This window comes from Blautia sp. OM07-19 (assembly GCF_003481595.1).
Taxonomy (GTDB): domain Bacteria; phylum Bacillota; class Clostridia; order Lachnospirales; family Lachnospiraceae; genus Blautia_A; species Blautia_A intestinihominis.
The window spans coordinates 582495-605396 of record NZ_QULA01000001.1 but is presented as its reverse complement, the minus strand read 5'-3'; the positions used below and the strand labels follow the sequence as shown (position 1 = coordinate 605396).

Annotated in this window: 15 protein-coding genes; 1 reads left to right on the top strand and 14 read right to left on the bottom strand. The window is 43.9% G+C overall.

Going from position 1 to position 22902, the window contains the following annotated elements:
- Nucleotides 1–494: 494 nt before the first annotated feature.
- The 3 genes from DXC01_RS02650 to DXC01_RS02640 all read right to left on the bottom strand — a co-directional run bounded on the left by DXC01_RS02650 (nt 495) and on the right by DXC01_RS02640 (nt 2554).
- A complete protein-coding gene (locus DXC01_RS02650; protein WP_022214132.1) occupies nt 495–1142 on the bottom strand; it encodes an SdpI family protein in 648 nt (215 codons plus the stop codon).
- A complete protein-coding gene (locus DXC01_RS02645; protein ID WP_022214133.1) occupies nt 1117–1410 on the bottom strand; it encodes an autorepressor SdpR family transcription factor in 294 nt (97 codons plus the stop codon). Before DXC01_RS02645 ends, DXC01_RS02650 begins: the two co-directional genes overlap by 26 nt.
- A gap of 268 nt (nt 1411–1678) precedes the next feature.
- Nucleotides 1679–2554, bottom strand: coding sequence for an AraC family transcriptional regulator (locus tag DXC01_RS02640; protein ID WP_118698156.1), 876 nt, complete (start codon nt 2552–2554; stop codon nt 1679–1681).
- A gap of 167 nt (nt 2555–2721) precedes the next feature.
- Between DXC01_RS02640 and glgP the strand changes: the two genes are divergently transcribed.
- Nucleotides 2722–4989 (top strand): glycogen/starch/alpha-glucan family phosphorylase, encoded by a 2268-nt coding sequence (gene glgP / locus DXC01_RS02635; RefSeq protein WP_199704954.1) that lies wholly within the window; start codon nt 2722–2724, stop codon nt 4987–4989.
- 60 nt (nt 4990–5049) lie between these two features.
- On the opposite strand, the gene DXC01_RS02630 is transcribed toward glgP, so the two are convergent.
- From DXC01_RS02630 to DXC01_RS02580, 11 genes are all read right to left on the bottom strand, one after another.
- Complete coding sequence (locus tag DXC01_RS02630) at nt 5050–6732, bottom strand: extracellular solute-binding protein (RefSeq protein ID WP_118698155.1); 1683 nt, start codon at nt 6730–6732, stop codon at nt 5050–5052.
- A complete protein-coding gene (locus DXC01_RS02625) occupies nt 6722–8467 on the bottom strand; it encodes a cache domain-containing sensor histidine kinase (protein WP_243111533.1) in 1746 nt (581 codons plus the stop codon). Before DXC01_RS02625 ends, DXC01_RS02630 begins: the two co-directional genes overlap by 11 nt.
- Complete coding sequence (locus DXC01_RS02620) at nt 8409–9929, bottom strand: response regulator transcription factor (protein ID WP_118698154.1); 1521 nt, start codon at nt 9927–9929, stop codon at nt 8409–8411. The genes DXC01_RS02625 and DXC01_RS02620 overlap by 59 nt, the downstream gene beginning before the upstream one ends.
- 101 nt (nt 9930–10030) lie before the next feature.
- Nucleotides 10031–10867 (bottom strand): carbohydrate ABC transporter permease, encoded by an 837-nt coding sequence (locus DXC01_RS02615; RefSeq protein WP_118251503.1) that lies wholly within the window; start codon nt 10865–10867, stop codon nt 10031–10033.
- The gene (locus DXC01_RS02610; RefSeq protein ID WP_022214140.1) at nt 10867–11721 is read right to left on the bottom strand and encodes a carbohydrate ABC transporter permease; all 855 of its coding nucleotides are present in this window, start codon (nt 11719–11721) and stop codon (nt 10867–10869) included. The genes DXC01_RS02615 and DXC01_RS02610 overlap by 1 nt, the downstream gene beginning before the upstream one ends.
- 88 nt (nt 11722–11809) lie before the next feature.
- A complete protein-coding gene (locus DXC01_RS02605) occupies nt 11810–13084 on the bottom strand; it encodes an ABC transporter substrate-binding protein (RefSeq protein WP_118251504.1) in 1275 nt (424 codons plus the stop codon).
- A 355-nt stretch (nt 13085–13439) separates the two neighbouring features.
- A complete protein-coding gene (locus tag DXC01_RS02600; RefSeq protein ID WP_243111532.1) occupies nt 13440–14423 on the bottom strand; it encodes an HdeD family acid-resistance protein in 984 nt (327 codons plus the stop codon).
- A 172-nt stretch (nt 14424–14595) separates the two neighbouring features.
- Nucleotides 14596–19386, bottom strand: a complete 4791-nt coding sequence (locus DXC01_RS02595) for a carboxypeptidase regulatory-like domain-containing protein (RefSeq protein ID WP_158583611.1) — start codon at nt 19384–19386, stop codon at nt 14596–14598.
- Nucleotides 19387–19735: 349 nt separating this feature from the next.
- The gene (locus tag DXC01_RS02590) at nt 19736–21064 is read right to left on the bottom strand and encodes a threonine/serine ThrE exporter family protein (protein ID WP_118698151.1); all 1329 of its coding nucleotides are present in this window, start codon (nt 21062–21064) and stop codon (nt 19736–19738) included.
- A 5-nt stretch (nt 21065–21069) separates the two neighbouring features.
- Nucleotides 21070–21876 carry a DUF4866 domain-containing protein gene (locus tag DXC01_RS02585; RefSeq protein ID WP_118251509.1) on the bottom strand — a complete coding sequence of 269 codons (807 nt, stop codon included), beginning with the start codon at nt 21874–21876 and terminating at the stop codon, nt 21070–21072.
- A 117-nt stretch (nt 21877–21993) separates the two neighbouring features.
- A complete protein-coding gene (locus tag DXC01_RS02580; protein ID WP_118251510.1) occupies nt 21994–22851 on the bottom strand; it encodes a hypothetical protein in 858 nt (285 codons plus the stop codon).
- Nucleotides 22852–22902 lie beyond the last annotated feature (51 nt).

The window sequence follows — 22902 nt, the reverse complement described above, 5'->3', positions numbered from 1 at the left end:
GCACGCCGCCAGCGTTCATCCTGAGCCAGGATCAAACTCTCTGATAAAATGTTTGATTCCGGTCAGACAACACTTGGCTATCTTCCCGTTTTACTGTTATAAAAAGTTCATTCTTTCGAATGTATTCATTAAGAATTTTCGAGAATCGTATGTGTTTCACTGTTTAGTTATCAAGGTTCTTTGTTTCTCACTGCCTTTCGACAGCTCGTTCACTTTATCATATTCATCAATGTATGTCAAGCACTTTTTTCAAGTTTTTTTGAGACATTTTCTTATGATCTGTCGCTCGTTCAAGCGACTTGTCTACTCTATCACATCATCAATTCCCTGTCAACAACTTTTTTCGTTTTTTCAAAACTTTTTAAATTGTGTGTTCAAAAGAATCAATTCTTTGTGACAGCTCAGTTAGAATATCACGTTCCAACCGGGCTGTCAACACTTTTTTCAAGTTTTTTCCAGAAACCTTCTCCAGTCTCGCCAAAACGTTGTCCCGGTCAGTTCTGCTCTTTCCTGTAAAGAATATAAGAATAAAGCACAGGCACTGTTATCGTCACTGTAATAATAACTCCCAGAGCTGCTGTTGATTTGAAATATCCATTGATGCACATTGCAATTCCTGCGACAATAAATACCCACGCTCCAAACCGATGTGTACGGTTCCAGTTGTCTGAATCATTCAGTGTCCACGGAAACCTCAGTCCAATACTGTGATTCTGTTTTACTTTAGGAAGATAGTTTCCAAGAACAATAAATACAATCCCAACCAGCACATTCATCTGCATTCCGATATCAAACTTTTTCCCAAAGACAGTTCCATAAATGCAGACAGCAACAACAACAGAAATCACAGGAATGATCCACAGGATAATTCGGATCATCTTGTCACTGATATTCTTTTTCTTCGGATCAATTGCCGTAACCAGCAGGCAGAACCATTCCATCCCAAGAAGAAACGCCGGAAGCCCAAATACTGCAACCGGCCTGGAACTCCATCCATCCGGAGTATTACCTGCCCCGCTGAAATGTGTTGGTATCTCCTGCGGAAGCTGATTCCAGAAAAGGACTCCAAAAAGAATCGGGCTCAGTGTCACGATTCCGGTCAGAATCAGTGTCCATTTATACTTCTTTATCATACTCATCATTGTCATTTCCCCCTTTCAGATCCTTCAGCCAGAGAAGGATCTCATCCACAACAGATGTATTAAGCTCATAGTAAACAAAGTTCTTTACTTTCGTCTCCCAGACCAGATCCGCTTTCTTCAAAATATTCAGATGATAGGAGATCGTTGCCCCGGTCATATCAAAATGACCTCCAATCTCACCGGCCGACATCCTGCCATTTTTGAGAAGCTGTAAAATTTCTCTCCTGACCGGATCAGACAGTGCCTTGAACGTATCTGCAAAAGCCATCCTCTGCCCTCTTTCGAAAACTATTTAGAAATATTTCTAAATACAATATATGTCTTCTTCGCTCTTTTGTCAACAGGTATTTAGAATTTTATCTAAATACTTATCTGACAAAAACTTTTCCAGTCCCGGTTTCTCATTTTACAATGCAAAAAGACCACCAGAGTTTCCTCCGATGGTCTTTCACATTTTCATATATCCATTTATGCATACATATATTTCTGCAGTGCATGTATGATCTTAGGTTCAACGTTTTTACGCTATTTTCTGCTCAAATATCTGTCATTTCGCGGTATTCTTTTGGCGTGACACCATATCTGCTTTTGAACTGGCGGTTAAAATTTGAAAGATTGGTAAAACCGGCCTCCTGAGAGATACTCAGAATCTTATCATTCGATTTTTTCAGCGCTTCTGCTGCCACTGCCAGTCTCCGTTCATTTACATACGAAATAAAGCTCAGACCCGTCATTTTTTTGAACCACCGCATAAAGTGGCTGTCACTCCAGCCACAGAACTCTGCGATCTCTCTGACTGTAAGGTTTTCACTGATATTTTTTTCAATTTCCTGTAGAACCACCCTCAAACGTTCTCTGTCCGGCGAAGACACCTCTTTGACACATGGATATTTTCTTATAAGAAGAAAGAGCATTTGAAGAACCGCTGCTTTTACTCCCAGTTCATAGCCTTTTTCTCTGGATTCGCACAGATCTTCCATCTGGCTTAAACATTGTTTCAGTTCTTCGTAATCTTCTTCCTCTTTGTGCACACAGACAGGAGGAAGCAGTTTTCCCGCCGCAAGAGGCACGAGAAATTCTCCTGCACACAGATCCGCTGCTCCGGCTCCCAGGAAATCCATCTCAAAAATAATATTTTCATATTCCATCGAAAATCCTTTTGCCTTGCGAAGTGCATGGAGTGTTCCCGGAGGCACCACAAAAATATCACCCGGTTTTCCCAGAAACAACGTAGTTTCTATCTGAATTTCTCCAGCTCCTTTTTTGACATAGATCAGCTCCATATCTTTGTGCCAGTGAAGAGAAACTGACGGAAAATCCAACGGGATCGTACATGGATAGATATTAAAAGGAAACAGTCTGCTCCCATGCTGTTTCTTCTCCTGGTATTTCTGCGTGTTTTCTTTTTCCATAATGTATTTTTCTCCTCTGATGATAGGATAGTATCAGTATTTGCAAGATTTTTACAAGAAACGACAAACTATATGTGATATAAATATAACCATAACATGGTACAAGATGTTTTCTGACAACCACTAAAAGCTTCTAAAGCAATGTATCTATGAAAGGAGTGGCTCACATGAGTGAAACCATGACAAACAAACTTATCGAACTTTGCGGCAAAGATATCAGAACCGCTTCCAACGCGGAACTTTATCACGCACTTCTGAAACTGGTCGATGAAAAAAGCCAGGAACAGGTTCAGAACGTAACCGGAAGAAAGCTTTATTATATTTCAGCAGAATTCCTGATTGGAAAACTGCTGTCCAATAACCTTATCAATCTCGGCCTTTATGATGATGTAAAGGAAGCTCTTAAAGAAGCCGGTAAGTCTCTGGCTGATATTGAAGAGCAGGAGCCGGAACCAAGCCTTGGAAACGGCGGTCTCGGACGACTGGCCGCATGTTTTCTCGACAGCCTTGCTACCTTGAATCTGCCAGGAGACGGTGTGGGACTCCGTTATCACTGTGGTCTTTTCCGCCAGAATTTCAAAAATAACGTCCAGAACGAGACTCCTGATTTCTGGCTGACTGACAGCTGCGCTGCCAAAGCTACAGATACGGTCTTCCCAGTGTCTCTGGCGGGAAAAGAATATTCTGCAAGACTTTATAAACTTCCGGTCACAGGATATGAAGGCCGTACCAACACCTTGAACCTCTTTGACCTTGACAGTGTTGATGAATCTGTGATCGGTGATGGAATCTCCTTTGACAAAAAGGATATCGCCAGAAACCTGACCCTTTTCCTTTATCCGGATGATTCTGATGAGGACGGTCGTCTGCTCCGTATCTATCAGCAGTATTTCATGGTTTCTGCCGGTGCACAGCTTATCCTTTCCGAATGTGCCGCAAGAGGATGCAATTACCATGATCTGGTCGACTATGCTGCGATCCAGATCAACGACACACACCCAAGTATGGTCATTCCTGAACTGATCCGTCTCCTCATGCTTCATGATATTGATTTTGAAGAGGCTGTACAGATTGTGACAGATACCTGTGCCTATACCAACCATACGATTCTTGCCGAAGCCCTTGAAAAATGGCCGAGACATTATCTGGATACGGTTGTTCCGCAGCTTATGCCGATCATCGAAAAACTGGATGCCCTGGCAAAAGAGCGCACCAAAGATGCTTCTCTTGCGATCATCGACCAGAACCAGGTTGTTCATATGGCACATATGGATATTCACTTTTCACACTCTACCAACGGTGTGGCAACCCTTCACACACAGATTCTCAAAGAGAGTGAACTGGCTGGTTTTTACCATCTGTATCCTGAGAAATTCAACAATAAAACAAATGGCATCACATTCCGCCGCTGGCTTCTCAAATGTAATCCGACACTGACTTCTGAGATTGAAAGCCTGATTGGCAGCGGATTCAAAAAAGATGCTTCCGAGCTGAAAAAACTTCTGGCGTACACCGATGATGTAGATGTCCTTAAAAAGATTTCCGAGATCAAGGAGCAGAACAAACAGGCACTTGCCACATGGCTTGAACGCAAACAGGGTGTAAAGATAAACACAGATGCCATGTTCACCATCCAGTCCAAGCGGCTTCATGAGTACAAGCGCCAGCAGTTAAATCTTCTGTTCCTGATCCATCAGTATCTGGAGATCAAAGCCGGCCATATACCAAGCGTTCCACTGGTCAGCATCTTCGGTGCCAAGGCAGCTCCTGCGTACATTATCGCCAAAGACATCATCCACGGACTGCTCACACTTTCTCAGGTGATCGAGAATGACCCGGAAGTTTCCAAATGGATGCAGCTTGTCTTTGTAGAAAACTACAATGTTTCTGCTGCTGAAATGATGATCCCGGCATGTGATCTCTCCGAGCAGATCAGTCTTGCTTCCAAAGAGGCATCCGGAACCGGAAACATGAAGTTCATGCTGAACGGTGCCCTGACTCTCGGAACTATGGACGGTGCAAATGTAGAAATCTCCGAAGCAGTTGGAAATGACAACATTTATATCTTTGGACAGAGCAGCAAACAGGTCATCCACCGCTATGCAGCAGGCGACTACTGCTCGAGAGACTGGTATGAGGCAGACCCGAATCTTCACCGTGCGATCGACTTCCTTACAGGTAAGGAAATGCTTTCCTTCGGTGATGAAGAACACCTGAAACGTCTCCAGAATGAGCTGATCGGCAAAGACTGGTTCCAGACTCTTCCGGATTTCAACGCCTATGTAGTCCGTAAACAGCAGGCAATAGCTGATTATGCTGCTGACCAGGAGAACTGGAGCCGCAGAACTCTGATCAATATTGCAGAAGCCGGATTCTTCTCTTCTGACAGAACCATCGCAGAATATGACAACGACATCTGGCATCTCGGAAAATAATTTTCGAAAAATAAGTTATTGAAAAACAGAGAGGAAATCTTTACACTTCCTCTCTGTTTTTTATTTTCCCGAGTTGGATTTTCGAATCTGCTGTGTCAATTCCTCCCCGCCTTCTTCGTACCACGTTTCTACAAACTCGTCAAAATAGCTGACTGGCTTCACACCCATAATGATCTGGATGAAGCTGTTTTTTTCAAGCTGCAGAAGAGATTTTGGAACTTCTCCGTCGCTGTCATCCAGGTATTTGCTCTTTACCGACCGGTAATTTCCATCCAGCAGTCTTCCTACTGCCACAAGCCTGGATTCATATGCTGCCCAGTCTTCTGCTATCTCCGATTCTCCATGGATATATTTTTCTGCCGCATCATAGTATGATTTTGCAATCTCGCTGAGAGTACTTTCCTGACGCTGTCCACTCATCACAGCCAGTATATCCTTTGTAATCTGGAAAGTCGCCTCATTATAATCAACGTTTATGACCAGCGGCCTGGCTGTCGGATCTACATTCAGTGCAAAATATTCATTTACCTCATCTGCATCCTCGGCGGTATATCTGCTGTAATCAAACAGAACGCTTATGATCTTCATTACGATTTCCGGATGTTCATACCCCTTACGCACAACCACATACTTGCTGTCACTAAAAGAGGCATACACATTCTTCCAGTCCACTTTCTGCAGATAATACGGCATCCATTCGGCGTCTTTATCTGTCTCATAAATATCCATCAACGGATTGTTCGGCGTCCACCAGAGTCCAAAAAACGCTCCGCATTTGCCGCTCACCACCAGATCTCTCAGATTATTCTGTGCCCTGAGTGCAAAATTCTGATCCAGCACCCCGCGTTCATACAATTCATGCAGATAACTCAAAGCATTTCTGGTCTCTTCTGTCACAGATCCATAGACGATCTCTCCATTCTGGTTGATCCATTTGTGGGGGCTTGACCCAAATTTGTCAAAAACAGGATCAACGGAATAGCTGGAACTGGTACTTCCCACCAGGTCTGTATCACAGACAAGGCCGACAGGCTCCTCTCCTTCTGCTGTTCCCATCCGGTTCTGTACAAATGCCTCCACGATATCAAAGGCATCCTCCAGGGTCTTTGGCTCTTCAAGCCCCAGCTCGTCTATCCAGTCTTTGCGAAGCCACATCAGACGCGGTCCATGATCTGTGACCGTCTCCGGGATAGCCATCAGCTTTCCATCAAATTTCACAGACTCCAGAAGACCGCTTCCATAGCTTTCGAACATTTCTTTGATCCGTTTCGAGGTACAGTTCTGATACACCTCCGTCAGATCCTCAACCAGATCATTTTCCACCAGTTCTTTGAGCATCCCCCTGTCCGAGATCACCAGGACATCCGGCAGAGTCTGATCCTTTATCAGAATATTGATAAACTCATCATAACGGTCTTCACTCTCCATATATATATTCTCATTCTGAATGTTCAGGATCTTTTTGAGATAGCGGGTATAGGCATTATCTTCATAGGTATTTCCATCCGGAAGATTGGAATTATTGGTGCCGCTCATCTGCCCCAGCGTATAAGTCACAAGTTCCGGATACGCTCCATAAGGACTCTGTGCAGCACTTTCCCAGCTGCCGGTTCTCACATTTTCTTCTGCCGTTGAACTTTTCTGTTCTGACGCCGTTTTCTGCGCCGGCTGATTACTTATGCCGCATCCGGACAGACTTATTATACATCCTAAAATCACCGGCAGCTTCCATTTACTCTTCATAGTTTCTGATCTCCTTCGGGAATCTCATGATAACGGTCGTACCCTCTCCCGGTGCACTATGGATCTGTATTCCATAGGATTCTCCGTAAAGAAGCCGGATACGGTCATTGACATTCTTAAGACCATATCCTTTCGCCTGGTAGGTGACAAGAGTTTCTGCCTTCTCTTGTTCCATCCCTGTTCCATTATCACGGACAATGATCTCCACATCATCTCCCTGCCCTTTGAACGAAAGAAAAAGCTTTTTGTCTCCTTCTTCCTTCTCGTCGATTCCATGCTCGATCGCATTTTCCACGACAGGCTGAAGGAGAAGCTTCGGCATCTTTTCGTTCTTGATATCCGGATCTGTTTCCCATTCTACTGTAAAGTTATGATCATGCATTGTCAACTGGATTTCCAGATACGCTTCCATATTTCGGATACAGGTCTCGACGGTGACCATGTCTTCCCCCTTACTCAGGGCAGTTCTGTAAAAGGTCGAGAGTGCAAGGGTCACTTTACTGATCTCCATCTGCCCGCTCCGGATCGCCATCCAGTTCATCATGGAAAGGGTGTTATAGAGAAAATGCGGGTTGATCTGCGCCTGCAGTGCTTTCAGCTCATATTCTTTCAATGCAATCTTATTGACATATACTTCATCAATCAGACGGTTAATCTCATCCATCATCCTTCGGAAGCTGTTGATCAGAATACCAACCTCGTCTTCCGAATCACTGCTGACTGTAACCTCCCTGCTTCCATGGTTCACCTTATCCATGTTTCTGGTAAGTTCTTCAATCTTTCTTGTAAAAATCCTGGAAAAAGACAGCCCCAGAACCAGCGTGATCAGACAGCAGGCCGCCATCAGCGGAATTTCTTCCAGCAGCAGTCTCCGGACAGAACCTGAAATTGCCCGCTGACTTTTGTAGAGATAAAAACCCCAGTTATTTTCTTTACTTTCTGCCATTGTGTAAGCACATTCCTGATTGATCTTTTCAAGAGCAGTGTCCCTGTCATCCGATTTTTTCAGTTCAATGTCTTCAAGCTCACTTTTGTTGTATAGAATTCTACCATCCTCATCTGTGACCATTCCTCCGTTTTCCTCTGTGAGAATATTTGTCAGCGGCTGAAAGATCTTATCGTAATCCAGCGCAATACAGATTGCCGCGTCCAGAGCCTGATCATCGTAGATCATACGGACTGCCGCCACCTCTTTGCTCTCAAGATTCACCAGCCACTGTATCCTTACATCATCCTGAAGTTCACTGCTCCACCATTCTTCTTTCATTTTGGCAAGTGGAACCAGTGTATATTCATGCTCTACCTGAATACTCCGTGCAAACAGCTGGATCCTGTTAATGGCATCATGATAAGATTTCGGTACTGACAGAAGAGGGTCTGCGATTTCATTGTATTTCTCATAGGCAGTATAATTGTCAATATTTTTTTCCTTGATGATCTCCTCAATATCCGGCGAATAAGTAAGATAATTCAAAAGACTGCTGTAAACGGCAGTCTGACTGTCAATACTCTCCTTCGTCTGGTCGATGATCGACTGCATATCCTCCAGATCACTGCTTCGGACCATCGTACTCTGTCTGCTGTGGGCATAAAGGGCAAGAACTGTCATCGGCACCAAGGCAGTCACGACCAGAAGAATCGTCAGCTTGTGCCGGTATTTCATGTTTTTGATCCATTTACGAAGTCTGTTCATCCTCTCCTGTTCCTTTCCGGTAAGATTCCGGGCTGCTTCCATAATATTCCCGGAAACTCCGGCAGAAATAGGAAACGTTGGCAAATCCTACTTTTTCACTGATCTGTGCTACCTTCATGTTGGTACTGCAGAGAAGTTCTTTGGCTTTTTTCATACGGAAGACACGGATGTAGCGATTGAGATTCATGCCGGTCTCTTTTTTGAAGATAAAGCTTAGGTAGCCGGAAGACAGATATACTTTTTCCGCCAGCATTTCCAGATTCAGGTCTTCTTCATAATGCTGATAGATATAATTCTTGACGGCAGTCACTTCATTCCTTGAACTGTTCATGGAACGCTCCAGAAAAGCCTCGTACTCTTTGATATTGTCCTCTGTCACAGAAAGGATCTCCATAATATTCCTGCAGTTATAGAGGCGTTCGATCTCGTGTTCCAGTTTGTGCTCACCGGAAAACTGGTTTTCCTGAAAAAGCTCCTGGATCACGTTAGAAAATACAAATTTGATATACATCGCAGAATACTGGGTGTTATCATGGTATTTTTCCTTAAGGCATTCAAAATGTCTCCAGAGCTGTTCTATATCCTTGCGGGTGATATCCTCGGAAATCGCCTGCATAAGCTGAGAATCCTGCACTTCTCCGACTGCCATGCCAAGCACTTCATCCTCATTGGTAAACACATGCTTGTCCGGATGATAGAATTTCTCCTCCATCTGCTGTTCCAGCTGCTCCAGAACAGATGGAAGACTTTCACATCCGTCAAACTTCCTGCTCACGGCAAGATAAAACCGCTCCATGTACTCACGTTTCAGGAAATTATAGATATGATTTGCCACAAGCTGATAATCGCAGTACACATCCTGGAACAGAATGAGTGACTGTCTTGCATTCAGGTTCATGTAGAAAAACATCCTGTGGAGTTCTTTCTGCAGTTCCTGTTCCAGATTTTCTTCTGCTGTATCAAAAAGTGCCACATCTGACTCGATCAGGATCGCGCAGTGCCAGCTGTTCCACTTGTCCAGATCAATGAGTTCGCCGGCTTTTTGCAGGATCTCTTTTTTGCCGGAGTAGAGATAGCTCTGGAGAAAATACTGCTGAAGGAAGTTTTTCTCTTTGATCTCGCGGCTTTCTTTTTTTCTTCGTTTGCTGATCTCGCTCTCTGCGCGCTCCAACACTTTGTGGAAATCATCCGGATTTACCGGTTTGAGGATGTATTCGGTCACACCGTAGCGGATCGCCTCCTGCGCAAAGGTGAAGTCGCTGAATATGATGATCTGGAGGTTGGGATTTTCTTCTTTGGCTTTCTTTGAAAGCTCCAGGCCGGTCATGTGCGGCATCTTGATATCTGTCAGAAGAAGCTGGATATCCTCGGAGCGCAGAACCTGTAGCGCCTGTTTGCCGTTGGCCGCTTCAAAGACGGTACGCTCTCCTTCCTCTCTGGAAAGCAGATATTTCAGCCCCTCTCGTTCGATTTTTTCGTCATCTACAATTAAAACGTTTGTCATGCATTCTCCTGTCTGTGTCTTATATTTATCTTTTTCATTATACCACAAAGTCCCCGGAAAGAATATTTCTTCCCGGAGACTGAATTTTCGTTATGTAATTATCAGCCTTTGACTGCGCCGGCTACAACACCTTCGATAATGTGTTTCTGGCATACCAGATAGACAACAATGATCGGAATGATATCGATCATGATACTTGCCATCATCGGTCCCATCTGCACATGTCCGAAGCTTCCGCGGAAATACTGGACTGCCATCGGAATGGTACGGTATTTCTTGATATCCAGTACCAGTGTCGGCAGAAGATAGTCATTCCATACCCACATCAGTTCCAGGATCGCGGTAGAGATAATTGTTGGTTTCAGGATCGGGATCAGAACCTTGAAGTATACCTGAAGAGGAGTACATCCATCGATCAGAGCCGCTTCCTCAATTTCAAGCGGGATACCCTTTACAAATCCTGTAAACATAAAGACCGCCAGACCTGCACCAAATCCAAGATAGATAATACAAATGTTGTATGGATTGTTCAGATGTAAGGTGTCGGCTGTTTTTGCCAGTGTGAACATAACCATCTGGAACGGTACTACCATACTGAATACACAGAGGTAATAGAAAACCTTGGATAATGTTCCGTTTACACGAACAATGTACCAGGCTGCCATAGAGCAGCACAGCATGATCAGAACAACGGACATCACTGAGATCACAAGACTGTACCAGAAGGATTTGAGGAAATCCATCTGTGTAACACTTGCCACAAAGTTTGCAACACCATTCCATGTCTCAGCTGTAGGAAGACTGAATACACCTGAAGTTGTAATCGCAACTTCTTTCTTTAAAGAGTTGACTAAGATCAGTACGATCGGATACATCCAGAGGATGCAGATCAGCGTCAAAATAATTGACGCAACCGGATTTTTTTTCTTATTTTCCATTACTGCTGCACCTCCTTAGATGATGTTGCACGAAGCTGTATCAGTGCGATCGCTACAACCAGCAGGAAGAATACAACTGCTTTTGCCTGGCCGATACCCTTCCACTGAGCGCCGCTTCTTGCATAAAATGTATCATAAATATTCAAAGCCAGTAACTGTGACTGTTTACCCGGATCTCCTCCTGTAAGAGAAAGGTTCTGGTCAAACATCTTGAATCCGTTTGTCAGAGTCAGGAAAGTACAGATTGTAACAGACGGCATGATCATCGGGATCTTGATCTTGAACAGGATCTGTCTGTTTGTCGCACCGTCGATCTGTGCTGCTTCGACCAGATCAGGAGAAACGTTGTTCAGACCTGCTATGTAGATGATCATCATATATCCGATCTGCTGCCACATCAGAAGAATCAGCATACCGATGAATCCGTTTCTTGCAGAAAGTGAAAGCAAAGGCTGTCCCCATTTGGAGAGCAGTCCGTTTAACAGTGTCTGCCAGATATATCCAAGTACGATACCACCGATCAGGTTAGGCATAAAGAATACGGTACGGAATGCATTGGTTCCTCTGTATCCCTTGGTGAGTACCAGTGCGATGGAAAATGCCAGCACATTGATCAGAATACTGGAAACAAAAGCAAACACAACAGTCAGCCAGAATGAATGACTGAAGGTGTTATCCAGTAAGATCTTGGAATAGTTCGAAAATCCGACAAAGGTTACATCATTTACGGTTGTAAATTTACAAAATGAAAGATAAATGCCCCAGATAAAAGGCCAAAGGAAACCGATAACAAATGCCGCAAAAGTCGGCAGTACAAAAATCGGCCACCATTTTTTGATCGTTCTTCCTACCATTATAATTCTCCTCTTTCCCTCTCATAGAACCCACAGGAGGAGGCAAGAACCTCGCCTCCTCTTGATGATTGATCACATATTATTTTGATTACTCGGAGAGAGCTTTCTCTGTAGCCCATCCGTCAACGAATGCACTTACAACATCATCCCATGAACCTGTGCCTGCTGCATATGCGGTAAGAGCTGTTCCAAGTCCGTTTTTCCACTCTTCAGACGGCATTGTTGTGAAGTTCCATGAAACAGGTGTTTTTCCAGCTTCTGTGTATTCAGCATCCTGTTTTACAAATACGTTTGTAGACTCCTGTGCTGTTTTGAAAGGAAGTGTGAATCCCATATCGTTTGCCATGGATTTTGTTCCTGTTTCAGATGTTACACACCAGTTCATGAAGTCCAGAGTTGCCTGAACGTCTTCATCAGATGCATTCTTGTTTACACACCAGTAGTTCTCTGTACCTGTTGCAAGTCCCTCGTTCTCATCATCTACACCAAAGTAGATCGGGATCATTGCAAGCTCGTCATCTCCGTATGTCTTGGACAGTTCTGCATATTCCCAGGTACCATTCTGATAGAATACTGCTTCGCCGTTTACAAATTCGTTTCTGGAGTCATCTGCTGTTTTTGCAGAGAGTTCAGCTCCGTCACAGGTAGAATCTGTGATGTACAGGTCAAACAGGTTCTTGTAGTTGTCAAGATATGTTCCTTTGATTGCCTCTGTATCATCGATTCCGTCTTCTTTGTACTCATAGTAGATCGGAAGGTTTGCAAGATGTGTTTTGAATCTCCAGTCAGAGGATCCGTCCATACCTGCAGATGTGAAAGCACCTTTGATTCCAAGCTCGTCCTTTCTTGCCTGAATATCATCTGCTACTTTCTTCAGATCATCGTAGCTCTTGATATCATCCAGAGAATATCCTGCTTTTTCAAGTAAGGTTTTGTTTGTGATCAGGCCATAGGATTCGATTACATATGCGATACCATCTACAGCATCTCCGTCTTTGAGCTCGTAAGTATCAGAGGTAAGTCCTTTTGTGATCTCTGCATCTGTCAGATCATAGCAGTAATCTTTCCAGTTCTTAAGTCCAACCGGTCCGTTTACCTGGAACAGTGTCGGAGCATCGCTCTTTGCCATTTCAGACTGAAGTGTTGTCTCATACTGTCCGGATGCTGCTGTTACAACTGTTACTTCTGTTCCTGTTTCTTCAGTGTAAGCTTTTGCCAGGTTCTGCCAAGCTTCATCTGCTTCTGGTTTGAAGTTCAGATAGTAAACCTTTCCACCGTCTGCTGCCATAACCGGTACGGACGGGATCATGGTTGCTGCTGTTAATGCTGCCATTGCCATTGCTGTGAGTTTTTTCATTTTCATAGTACTTGTCTCTCCTTTTTTTGTAGATTTTGTTCTCTTTCAACCTGTCTTTATTATAGATTTGTTAGTATTTTTATACTATGATAAAAAATCAAGAAATATGTTGTTTTTTCAAGATATAAAAATATAAAAAAATTGATGTACATTTTACAATTCATGCACATCAACTTCATCTTTTTGTTGAATTTCATTCAACACCCATCTTCCGTCTTCACGTATAAATGTCCAGTATTCATAATGATATGTTCCACCGGAACTTCCGCCGCCGGCCCTCGCATAACATGTAATTGAAAAGCACAGACAGCAGATACATGCGAGCAGTATACAACAGATTCGTCTATGTCTCGTCATCTTTTTATTCGCTCTTATTTTTCTTTCGTTTACGGGAGATCAGACCAAGAAGGTTCTCATCTTTGGTATCGGAAAGATCATCATCGGTTACGGTTGGCTTGGATACTACGTACGCTCCTCTGGCGGCCGGCGGATCATTCTCCTGCTCAGTCATCTCTTCTGTCGACTCGTTCAACGGAACCTCTTCTTCTCTCACCTGCACAACATCGAGGGATTCTTCCATCTCGGAAACTTCCCTATCATAAGCATTGCTGTCGAAAGGTTCTTTATCAGAAGTTTCTTCCTCACTGTCAGATAAATCGTCTGCTGGCTCTGCCTTCCTGCGTGAGTTCCACGGTGCGTATTCCGGTACGACCGGTTCTTCTGGCTGTGCAGAACTTTCTGCATCATCAGATATGATCTCGCTGTCTGCATCGACTGCTTCTGCTTCCTGTTTGAGTTCTTTCAGACCGCGACGGAGGAGGATCAGGTAGATGAGGTCTACCACTCCGTTACAGAGGAAGATCCATCCTGCAAAGATTACCGTGTATTTTACCATTGTGAACGGATTGAGTACAAGGAAAACACCGAGCCCGATGAAGATCAGGCTTCCGATCAGAAGGATCTTCCAGAATCCGCTTCCGTTTTTCTTAAGTTTCAGGCTTCCTTTGAGGCTCCAGATGCTGTCTACCAGGATAAAGGTTCCAAGCAGGATCGGCAGAAGCTTAACTACGATCTGAGGATTCATGAAGAGGAAAATTCCGATAACCATCAGAACACCGCCGGAAAAAAGATCCAGAATCGTGGAATTCAGTTTCTCCAGAATATAGATCAGGATATGATAAAATCCTACAAGAATCAGCAGAATTCCAAATATAAATTTACAGATTACATTGATCGTGTTCACAGGCATAAACGCCAGGCACGCTCCCAGGGCGATATATATGATCGAGGTTACAATCTGCCCTTTCAAAAAGTTATTGATTTTTTCCCACATGAGACTTTCCATGCTCCTTTCATCCCGATAATAAGACTTCTACAGACAGTATACCGTTTTTTGAAAGACTCGTCTATAGACATCTCTGGATGAATGTCCATTTTATAATGGCAAACCTGCAGCGGACAGTCAGACAAAAACAGACCGGAGTCTGTGGAAGGCTCCGGTCTGAATGCTGCATATATTATTTTACGGTTACTTTGATCACATAGGATTTCTTTCCTGATCTTACTGTGATCTTTGCGGTTCCTTTCTTTTTGGCTGTGATAATGCCAGTGGAAGAAACTGCTGCAATGTTTTTATTTGATGTTGCATAGGTTACTTTGTCTGTGGAGGTCAGCGGGCTGATCACTGGTTTCAGTGTTGTCTTCTGGCCTTTTTTGAGAGTCATGGAGGATTTCAGACCACTGATTTTTGTGGTTGTGACTTTATCGGACTGAACTTTGACATTCAGGGTTGCTCTCTTTCCACTCTTTAAAGTTACGATGATCTTCGCACTTCCATTACGGTTCTGTGCTCTGATCAGACCGTTTCTGTCTACAGTCACGATCTTTGTATTAGTGGAAGCCCAGGATTTGACAGAGTCTCCGTTTGCCATACTTACTCTGACCATTCTGGTTGCCTGTTTTCTCTGCAGAGTGATAGCGGTTGTATTCAGTTTAATGGTTGCCTTGAGTTTGCTTCCATGGTATCTGGTCTGTGTGTGTTTGCAGTATACGCAGTATCCGACCTGTTTCTCCGGCTGGAATACCGTTGCTTTTGAAACAGTCTTCCATACATATTTCGGTTTATGTTTCAGTTTCGGAATTGTTTCTGTCTTTGTCGCACCGCAGACTGTACAGGTATAAGTCTTCACACCTGTTGCTGTATAAGTTGCTTTCTTTGTCACTACACCTTTGTCATAGGTATGTTTATTTGTCTTTGCGATCTCTTCTGTCTTTGTTGTTCCGCAGACTGTACAGGTGTAAGTCTTTTCTCCTGCTTCTGCGCAGGTTGGCTCTTTTGTTACTTTTCCTTCATCGAAGACATGTTCTTTTGCTTCAAACTGGGCAAGTGGAGCAACAAAATATGTGTATGGTGTTTTTGTTACTGTGAGCTGGTAGTTTCCGGCTTTGTCTGCTTTGATGGAAGCTACCCCATCTGCGTCTGTTACAAATTCTGCTGTCTCATTTGTATCAAGATTTTTCAGTTCCACAGTACAGCCTGCTTCTGCAGACGCACCTGCTGACATCATATTTCTTCCATAGAGTACTGCCTGGAATTCTTTTCCGGCACAGATTTCGGTCGGAACATCCTTAAAGTACATGAACTCGTCGCTCCAGCTTGTTGTGTCTGCAAGCAGATAAATGCTGAATTCATCACCTGAATGCAGTACGGTTGTATTTGCGACAGTTCCCATACCTGTTTCATCTACCGGATATTCGTTATTTACATAATAGCCGACATTTCCTGTTGTATCTTCAAAAACGGTATTGATCCATCCGTTTGTTCCCACGTTGAGATATCTGGACGAATCTGCATCAAATGCTTCTCCATACATTGCTTTGTGCAGTGTATATAACGCATCTACTACAGTTACCTGATTCTTCATTGCTTCTGGTTTTTCGTATCCATAAGCAGCTGCGTCTTTTGCTGTGACAGTAAGATCCCGAAGGCTTGCTGGCTGGTTTGCCATATTGACTCTGATCTTAACCTCGGCAACGGCTGTATTTTGTGCATCTTTTGCTGTATCAACAGCTTTCTGAAGTGCCTGTGTAGCATCACTCAGTTCCTCTTCTGTTACATTTTCTTTGTTCAGAACTGCTGTTGCTGTGTCAATAGCTTCCTTAAGTGTGGCCTTTGTTCCTTCCGGATACTGACCTGCTTCGGTTCCCTCTGTCATTCCATCCAGAAGTGTCTGTGCCTCACTGATCAGTTTCTGAAGACCTTCTGCTGCGGATTTGGTACCTTTGATGGTAACGGTTACAGAAACCGGCTGTTTGTAAAGTTTCTGAAGGACTGCATTATCCGGATGTTTTGCAGCAGCTTCTCTGTAAAGTTCACTGCTGAGTACAGAAGAAATCGTAATCTGTGTGTCGGTTTCTCTTCTTGTTACAACAAGGTTCTCATGGCCTACTACGGCATTGTTGGAAGATTTGAATTTGTTGTATCCTGCACCTTCCATTTCCCATGGATCTGTAAACTGATCGTCCGGAATAATACCCTTGCCGGTCTTGTCATCAAAATTATAGATCCATTTCGGATTTCCGTCTTCTCCAAGAATCATTTCCTGGAATGGATGTAGATTTCCTGTGATGGAATCTTTGTCTGCATACTGTCCGTCATTGATTCCGTCAAAATAATGAGCCTTTGCCAGTTCCATCAGATTTAACTGATCCTGAACTTCTGCCTCTGTGATTGCTTTGACTGTAACCGGAATCTTCTTGATCGCAGTTACTCCATCGCGGGTAAAGGTCAAGATCAGATTTGCATTAATATCATCATTTGAAGCAAAACGATCTACAGCAGCTCTGTAACCATTGACTGTAATGGCAGCATTATCTGATGTTACTTTAATTTCATTCCTGTCGAATACATATTCGCCAGCTTCATCTTTAATCCTTGTATATATTGGAAGTTGAAGATCTGAGGTACAGTTTTTAAGATCCACTGCCCCTTTTGTGTTAAAATCAGTAATCCTGTCTTCTGTATAATATTTGTCAAGAATTGCCTGAAGTTCTTTTTCGGTAGGTTTGGATATGCCGGTTCCTTTGACGGTTACTTTGAACTCTTTTGTCAGAGTTGCAAAATCAGATACTTTTTCTACATATCCGTTCAACAGTCTGTCATTTGCATTAAAGGTAGCTGTCAGGGTCACTTCTTTATCTTCCTGCTGCGGAGTAACCACACCTTCTTTTGCATCAATCAGAGAACCCCAGCCGGTGTCTTTGAAGCTGATTACGCTTTTATCAGAGGATGTCCATGTAATCTTGGACCATGCAGTGTTTACACTGCTGCTCATGCACTGTGGAAGTGTCAGATTTGAAGTTACTTCTGCCGCATCTGTATTGGAACCTTTGATCTTGTCCCAGGTAAGATTCTCCTGATCTGCTGCCATCTGTGTATTAAAGTAGTCACGATCCCAGCCGATGGTTGCTCTGCTCTCAGCTGTTTCTGCCTTTGCACCATTCTTCTCGAATACAAAAACAAGGTTTATATTTTTGGAATTGACTGCTGTAAATGAATTCGGTGCCTGTGCATAGTAATGAATAGTTCCATCTGTTGCAACGGTGTCTGGGTCATCACTGGATTTGACAGAAACCGTCACACCTGTTGTATCCATGCCAAGTGCCTCGATTTTGGTCTTAACAAGATCACAGATATTCTTGCAGGATGCAAAATCCGGACGGAGTGTTCCCACTTCTTTGTCAAACTTCTCTTTGATGGCATTTACGGTTTCTACATCTGCCGGGTCAATGCTTGATACCATTTTGACATCAATGGATACATTCTCGTCATCACCGGATGGTATATAAGTAGCTGTTGCATCTTTGTAGTCCGAAGCTTTGACAGTATAGGTGTAGGTCACACCTTTTTTCATGGTGTAGCTTCCATCTTCGTTTGCTTTCAGCTCAATTGTTTCTGTTTCGTCCTCATCCCACGGATCTTCCTCTTCATAGGTTACCTTGATGGATGCATTCTCGATGGCTTTGCCGTCATTGTCTACCGGATTGAATTTTACATTATAATCTGTAATATTTTTTTCCAGCTGAATATCAATGGTCTGGTCCCCGGACGGTGTGAAGGAGCTGCTTGCAGTTTTGTAATTTGGTGCTTCTACGGTATAGTTGTAGGAAGTTCCATCTATGAGATTGTAGCTTCCGTCTGATTCCGGATTTACCGTACTATAGTATCCTTTTTTGACACTCACTTTGGCACCATTGACCGGATTGCCGGATTTGTCGGTCACATTAAATCTGATGTTTCTTGTAACGATTTTCTTCAGTGTAACGGTTTTTACTGTATTTACCTCTGTTGGATTGAAGGTAAAATAGCTTTCTGTGTAGTCGTTGTATCCGTCTTTCTTGACAGTCAGGCTGTATCCTGCACCCTTCTCCATGTCATAGGAGCCGTCAGCTTTCGGAGCAACTGCATTCCAGTTTTTCTCCAGTGTTACGATTGCATCCGGAATCAGATTACCTTCCTCATCGACTACATTTATACGCATAGTATAGTTCGGTTCTGCTGCTTCTATGATAATGGTAAATTCCTGTGTTGCAAGAGCAGCGGTAGCGGCCTGTGCTTCATCGTTGATCACATCGGTCGATGTATCAGCGGAAAACAGTCGCAGCGTTGCTTGGAAGCTCTGTGCTCCCTGCTCTGCTGTTGGCCGGTTAATACTCAGACTTCCAAGATTGGCAGGTTTTTTTGTTCCGATATTCACCCATGGACAGTCACTGTTAATATACCATCCCACTCTGTAATTTGAAGAAGAGCTCTCTGTTTTAAAACGCAGGCTACTAATTTTACTACCACTAGTCGGTATTTTAAGTCCCACTGAATAAGAAAGGCCATCCTGGCTTTTAACAACACCGGCGCCACCACTTGTGATAATCTTATTATTATCTACATAATTGTTTTTAAGATACTCATCTGCTGCAACTTTCGCATCATCAACGGCATCTCCCACTGCCTCTGCGCCATCGCTGAATAAAGCATCCTCCGCATCTGCTGAGAAGTCCGCATTCTCCTCATTAACAGTTACTGCTTCCTCAGAAGGTTCTTCTGCCTGGAAGTCCTCTGTCTGCGCTTCTGCACTGCCGGTATCCTCTTCAACAGAAATATCTGCACTGTCCTCCTGTGCTTCTGCTGTTTCTGCTTCTCCATCAGAGAATTCGATATCGGCAGCAAAGGTATTCGCCGATACCGCTGTTACTGCCATCATCGCTGCCATGGAGATGGCCGACAATCTCTTTAAAAGTTCTTTTTTCTTCACTTTGCTCCTCCTTTTGTGAATTATTTTTGGCAACAAAAAACAGAGTCTCATAATATAGATGAGTCTCTGTCCTATACAACGCGCTGGTAATGCCGACTTAAAATATCTCCGCGTCAATATCTCACACAGCAAAAACAGTTCCGGAATCGCACCGGATTTCCACAAACTGACCGTCTCCGGTCAGACCACGCCTGGTTATGTCGTTGAGCCTATTATAGCATTTCTGTCTGAAAGCGTCAATTTTTTCTATATTAATTCTTGCTTTTTTCGAAAAAAGGGGCGAGACTTTCATGCATTTTCGTTTTATTTATTACGTTTTTCTGTATCTGACCGGGGGAGTTTTGGCGAATCAGGTACAATATCGAAAGGTTCTGTCGGTCAGGATCCTTGCGAAGATGAGTCCCAGGGGGAGAGCCGCTATGATCAGAATCGCGGCGGCGAACCAGGAAGCGGCTGTGGCAAGTGACATTATCCCAAGATTATAAAAGCCTCTGTAGAGATACAGCCCCGGTACCATGATAACAATCGAGGGAACCGTCAGGGAGATTCGCGGATAACCCACTTTGTTTTTTATCATGGATGCCAGAAGGCCGGCTGTCAGCGCACCGATGAATGCGGCAGCGGCAGGCGGCATTCCTGCCAGATCTGCAAGTTCCAGACGGAGCGTATTGGCAGCCGCTCCGATCACTCCTGCTGATGCTGCCAGCCGGACCGGACTGTTGAACATGATCGAGAAACCGAACACTCCACAGAAACTGGTTACAAGCCTGCATAAGATCCACATCTCTGCCGGCAGGGAGAATTTAATAAACTCAACCGGCTTCAGATGCAGAAGCAGTGCCATGATCCATGCGGACATTGCTGCAACCAGAATAATGATCAGCGCATACATCAGTCTCTCGGTTCCGGAGCGCATATCCAGCTTGGCAAGGTCAATTCCGCTTGTGATAAACGGAAATCCCGGAATAATAAACAGCATGGCACAAATGTATCCCGCCTCATGCTGAATGGAAATACTGAACAATATCTCACCGATCTTCAGAAATCCGGCATAGACCAGACAGGCCATGGAGACAGAAGAAACGATGCAGAGAAACAGAGTAAAATGATGCTTTGTCAGTTTGCATCTCAGGAAATTCCCGATCCCGGCTCCTGCAAAAGCGCAGAACATCTCAATCGGACCGCCACCCAGCAGGAACGTAAATCCACAGCATGCAAGTGCCGCCGCAAATCCAAGTGTGACCGGTGAATACAGTCCGTGTATTCTTTCGATATCATCCAGAAGAGAATGCAGTTTCTCTCCAGACATGTCTTTTCCCTCGATTTCAAATTCCCGGATAAAATGCTCCAGCCGGTTCAGCTTGGAAGTGTTTACTCCGGTATTGGTAAGACACAGTGACTGTGTAAAGCCGTTTTCGCCGTCAAAACAGGTGTACTCGATCGACATCAGGCCGATATCTGCCGTACAGGTGATCCCCATGGTTTCTGCCAGCGTATTCATGGAGCTTCTGACTCTCCATGCGCCGGTTCCGCATGACAGAAGCATGATTCCCACACGGCCGATGATGGATGCTTTTTCTGTAAGACTCGCCTCTGTTACCGGAACATCTGCCCCGTTTTCATCTGTGTATTCATGCCAGGCGATATCCATATGATTTTTTCTGATGATCTGCTGCATCGTTTTCACTTCCCCGCCTGTCTGTTTATTTCAACCAGAATGTGTTCCCGGCATCCCAATCCGATACCGTTTGCAATCTCGATATTTTTTTCCATTTTTCTCTCAAAATGATGAAACGGGAGAAAAATTCCCAACGTGGCTGTATTTTTTTCTCTGCCTTCCTCATCTCTGACTCCATAGTACATCAGAGCACGCGGCAGTTCCTCCTGAAGACGCATCAGGAAATCCCACACAACTGCATAGATTCTGTCCTCGTTGATATCCAGCTTTACGGACTCCGGAAAACGAAACATCAGTAGAATTCCTGTGTGTTTTGAAATCTTTTCGGTTACGATTTCACCACTGTCTGTATAACTGTGATTTTCCCGGAATCCATCTGCCATATACATCTGATAATCCGGTATTTCATCCTGCTCTTCATAAAGTTTGTGGAACATTTTGTATTTTTTCTCGTAAAGATGATTTTTGAATTCATTCAGAAGATTTCCTTTATCATCTGTGAGAAGAACCGGATTCTCCACACCTTTGTCATTGAACCGTATCGGAATCAGAAAAGAATTCCTCAGAAGGTCAAAAACGCTGTTGTTACAGACTGCCATGAGAAAAGCGGAAAGATCCTTATTCTCATAGGCATTGAACAAAGCCGCCGCAAAAACCGTTCCCGGAATGTCTGTCCCGGCACCTTCGCTTTCTTCTGCGGATGGTATCGCCTCAAAGAAGGTGTTTTTTAACCGCTCGCAGGCATTTGGGTTTGTAAGAATTCTGTCAAAAATCTGCTCTGCTTTTTCTTCTCTTGGAAATATGGTACTCATAATACCGCCCCTTTCGAGCATTATTATAGAACCGCAGAAATCAAATGTAAATTTCATCTCTTCTATATTTAATATAACCTTCTGGGCAGATCAAAACACATCCTATTGCGATCGCCTTTATGATTTTGAACTGATCCATTCCTGTATTACAGCTTCGTCAGTCTGAAGTGCTTCTGCAATCTTCTCCAGTGGAAATTTCATTTTATTCAACGCCATAGCTGTTTCTTTTGCTTTTTGCAATTCCCCCTCTTTCAATCCGGCTTCGTATTCTGCCTTTCGCAGTTTTCGTTCTTCCTCTTCTTTGTCGTATTCGAATATACTCATTGCGATCACCTCCGATTTGTTTTTTCGAAGGAATTCTGCAAGGATTCCGTTCTGGATACAGTCGTTGACTGCCTGTTCTACGGCTGTGTCCAGGTCGGTGCTTCCTGCGTATTCCCGCACTTTTGCTACATATTGGGCATATTCTCTCAGGATCTGGCACTGCTCCAGTAACTGGCTGTTGTGGCCTTCGTTGATATTCAGGGTAATCACCTTTAATTCCAGGTTCGGCTCACCGGTCAGGTTTTCGTAGGATTCTGACAGGTAACTGACCCAGCTGTCTTCTTCTCTTTCGGTTCCGTTGTAGAATACAAGGAAGTTCGGTGCCGGGATCTTCTGGATGCTGGATGAATACAGGGATCTGTGGTCTACGAGCTTCTGGTATTCCCCTGCTATGTAAAAGAGATCCCTCAGCGGCATATTTGGGTTGTAGGTTGACTGGTGTTCATACAGAAACAGTCCCGTGTCCACAATAAATGCCAGATCATTCTTCATTCCCATATAGACTGCATTTTCCAGCGTCACGATCTCCAGTGCGTCCGGGTCTTCGTAGCTGCTTCCGTTTACTGCATTGTAAAGGGAAAGCAGATTTTTGCGATCAGAGAACAGCATTCGGAAAAGTTTCAGAACGTGATGTACTGTCTTTCTTTTCACTTCGAACCCCTGCTTTTTTTGTTTTGACTGGAATTTAAAAGCATGGATTTC

Excerpts from the sequence above, each read along its gene's own strand:
- DXC01_RS02650 (WP_022214132.1), bottom strand. The coding sequence starts at position 1,142 with ATGATGAGTATGATAAAGAAGTATAAATGGACACTGATTCTGACCGGA.
- DXC01_RS02645 (WP_022214133.1), bottom strand. The coding sequence starts at position 1,410 with ATGGCTTTTGCAGATACGTTCAAGGCACTGTCTGATCCGGTCAGGAGA.
- DXC01_RS02640 (WP_118698156.1), bottom strand. The coding sequence starts at position 2,554 with ATGGAAAAAGAAAACACGCAGAAATACCAGGAGAAGAAACAGCATGGG.
- glgP (WP_199704954.1), top strand. The coding sequence starts at position 2,722 with ATGAGTGAAACCATGACAAACAAACTTATCGAACTTTGCGGCAAAGAT.
- DXC01_RS02630 (WP_118698155.1), bottom strand. The coding sequence starts at position 6,732 with ATGAAGAGTAAATGGAAGCTGCCGGTGATTTTAGGATGTATAATAAGT.
- DXC01_RS02625 (WP_243111533.1), bottom strand. The coding sequence starts at position 8,467 with ATGGAAGCAGCCCGGAATCTTACCGGAAAGGAACAGGAGAGGATGAAC.
- DXC01_RS02620 (WP_118698154.1), bottom strand. The coding sequence starts at position 9,929 with ATGACAAACGTTTTAATTGTAGATGACGAAAAAATCGAACGAGAGGGG.
- DXC01_RS02615 (WP_118251503.1), bottom strand. The coding sequence starts at position 10,867 with ATGGAAAATAAGAAAAAAAATCCGGTTGCGTCAATTATTTTGACGCTG.
- DXC01_RS02610 (WP_022214140.1), bottom strand. The coding sequence starts at position 11,721 with ATGGTAGGAAGAACGATCAAAAAATGGTGGCCGATTTTTGTACTGCCG.
- DXC01_RS02605 (WP_118251504.1), bottom strand. The coding sequence starts at position 13,084 with ATGAAAATGAAAAAACTCACAGCAATGGCAATGGCAGCATTAACAGCA.
- DXC01_RS02600 (WP_243111532.1), bottom strand. The coding sequence starts at position 14,423 with ATGGAAAGTCTCATGTGGGAAAAAATCAATAACTTTTTGAAAGGGCAG.
- DXC01_RS02590 (WP_118698151.1), bottom strand. The coding sequence starts at position 21,064 with ATGCAGCAGATCATCAGAAAAAATCATATGGATATCGCCTGGCATGAA.
- DXC01_RS02585 (WP_118251509.1), bottom strand. The coding sequence starts at position 21,876 with ATGAGTACCATATTTCCAAGAGAAGAAAAAGCAGAGCAGATTTTTGAC.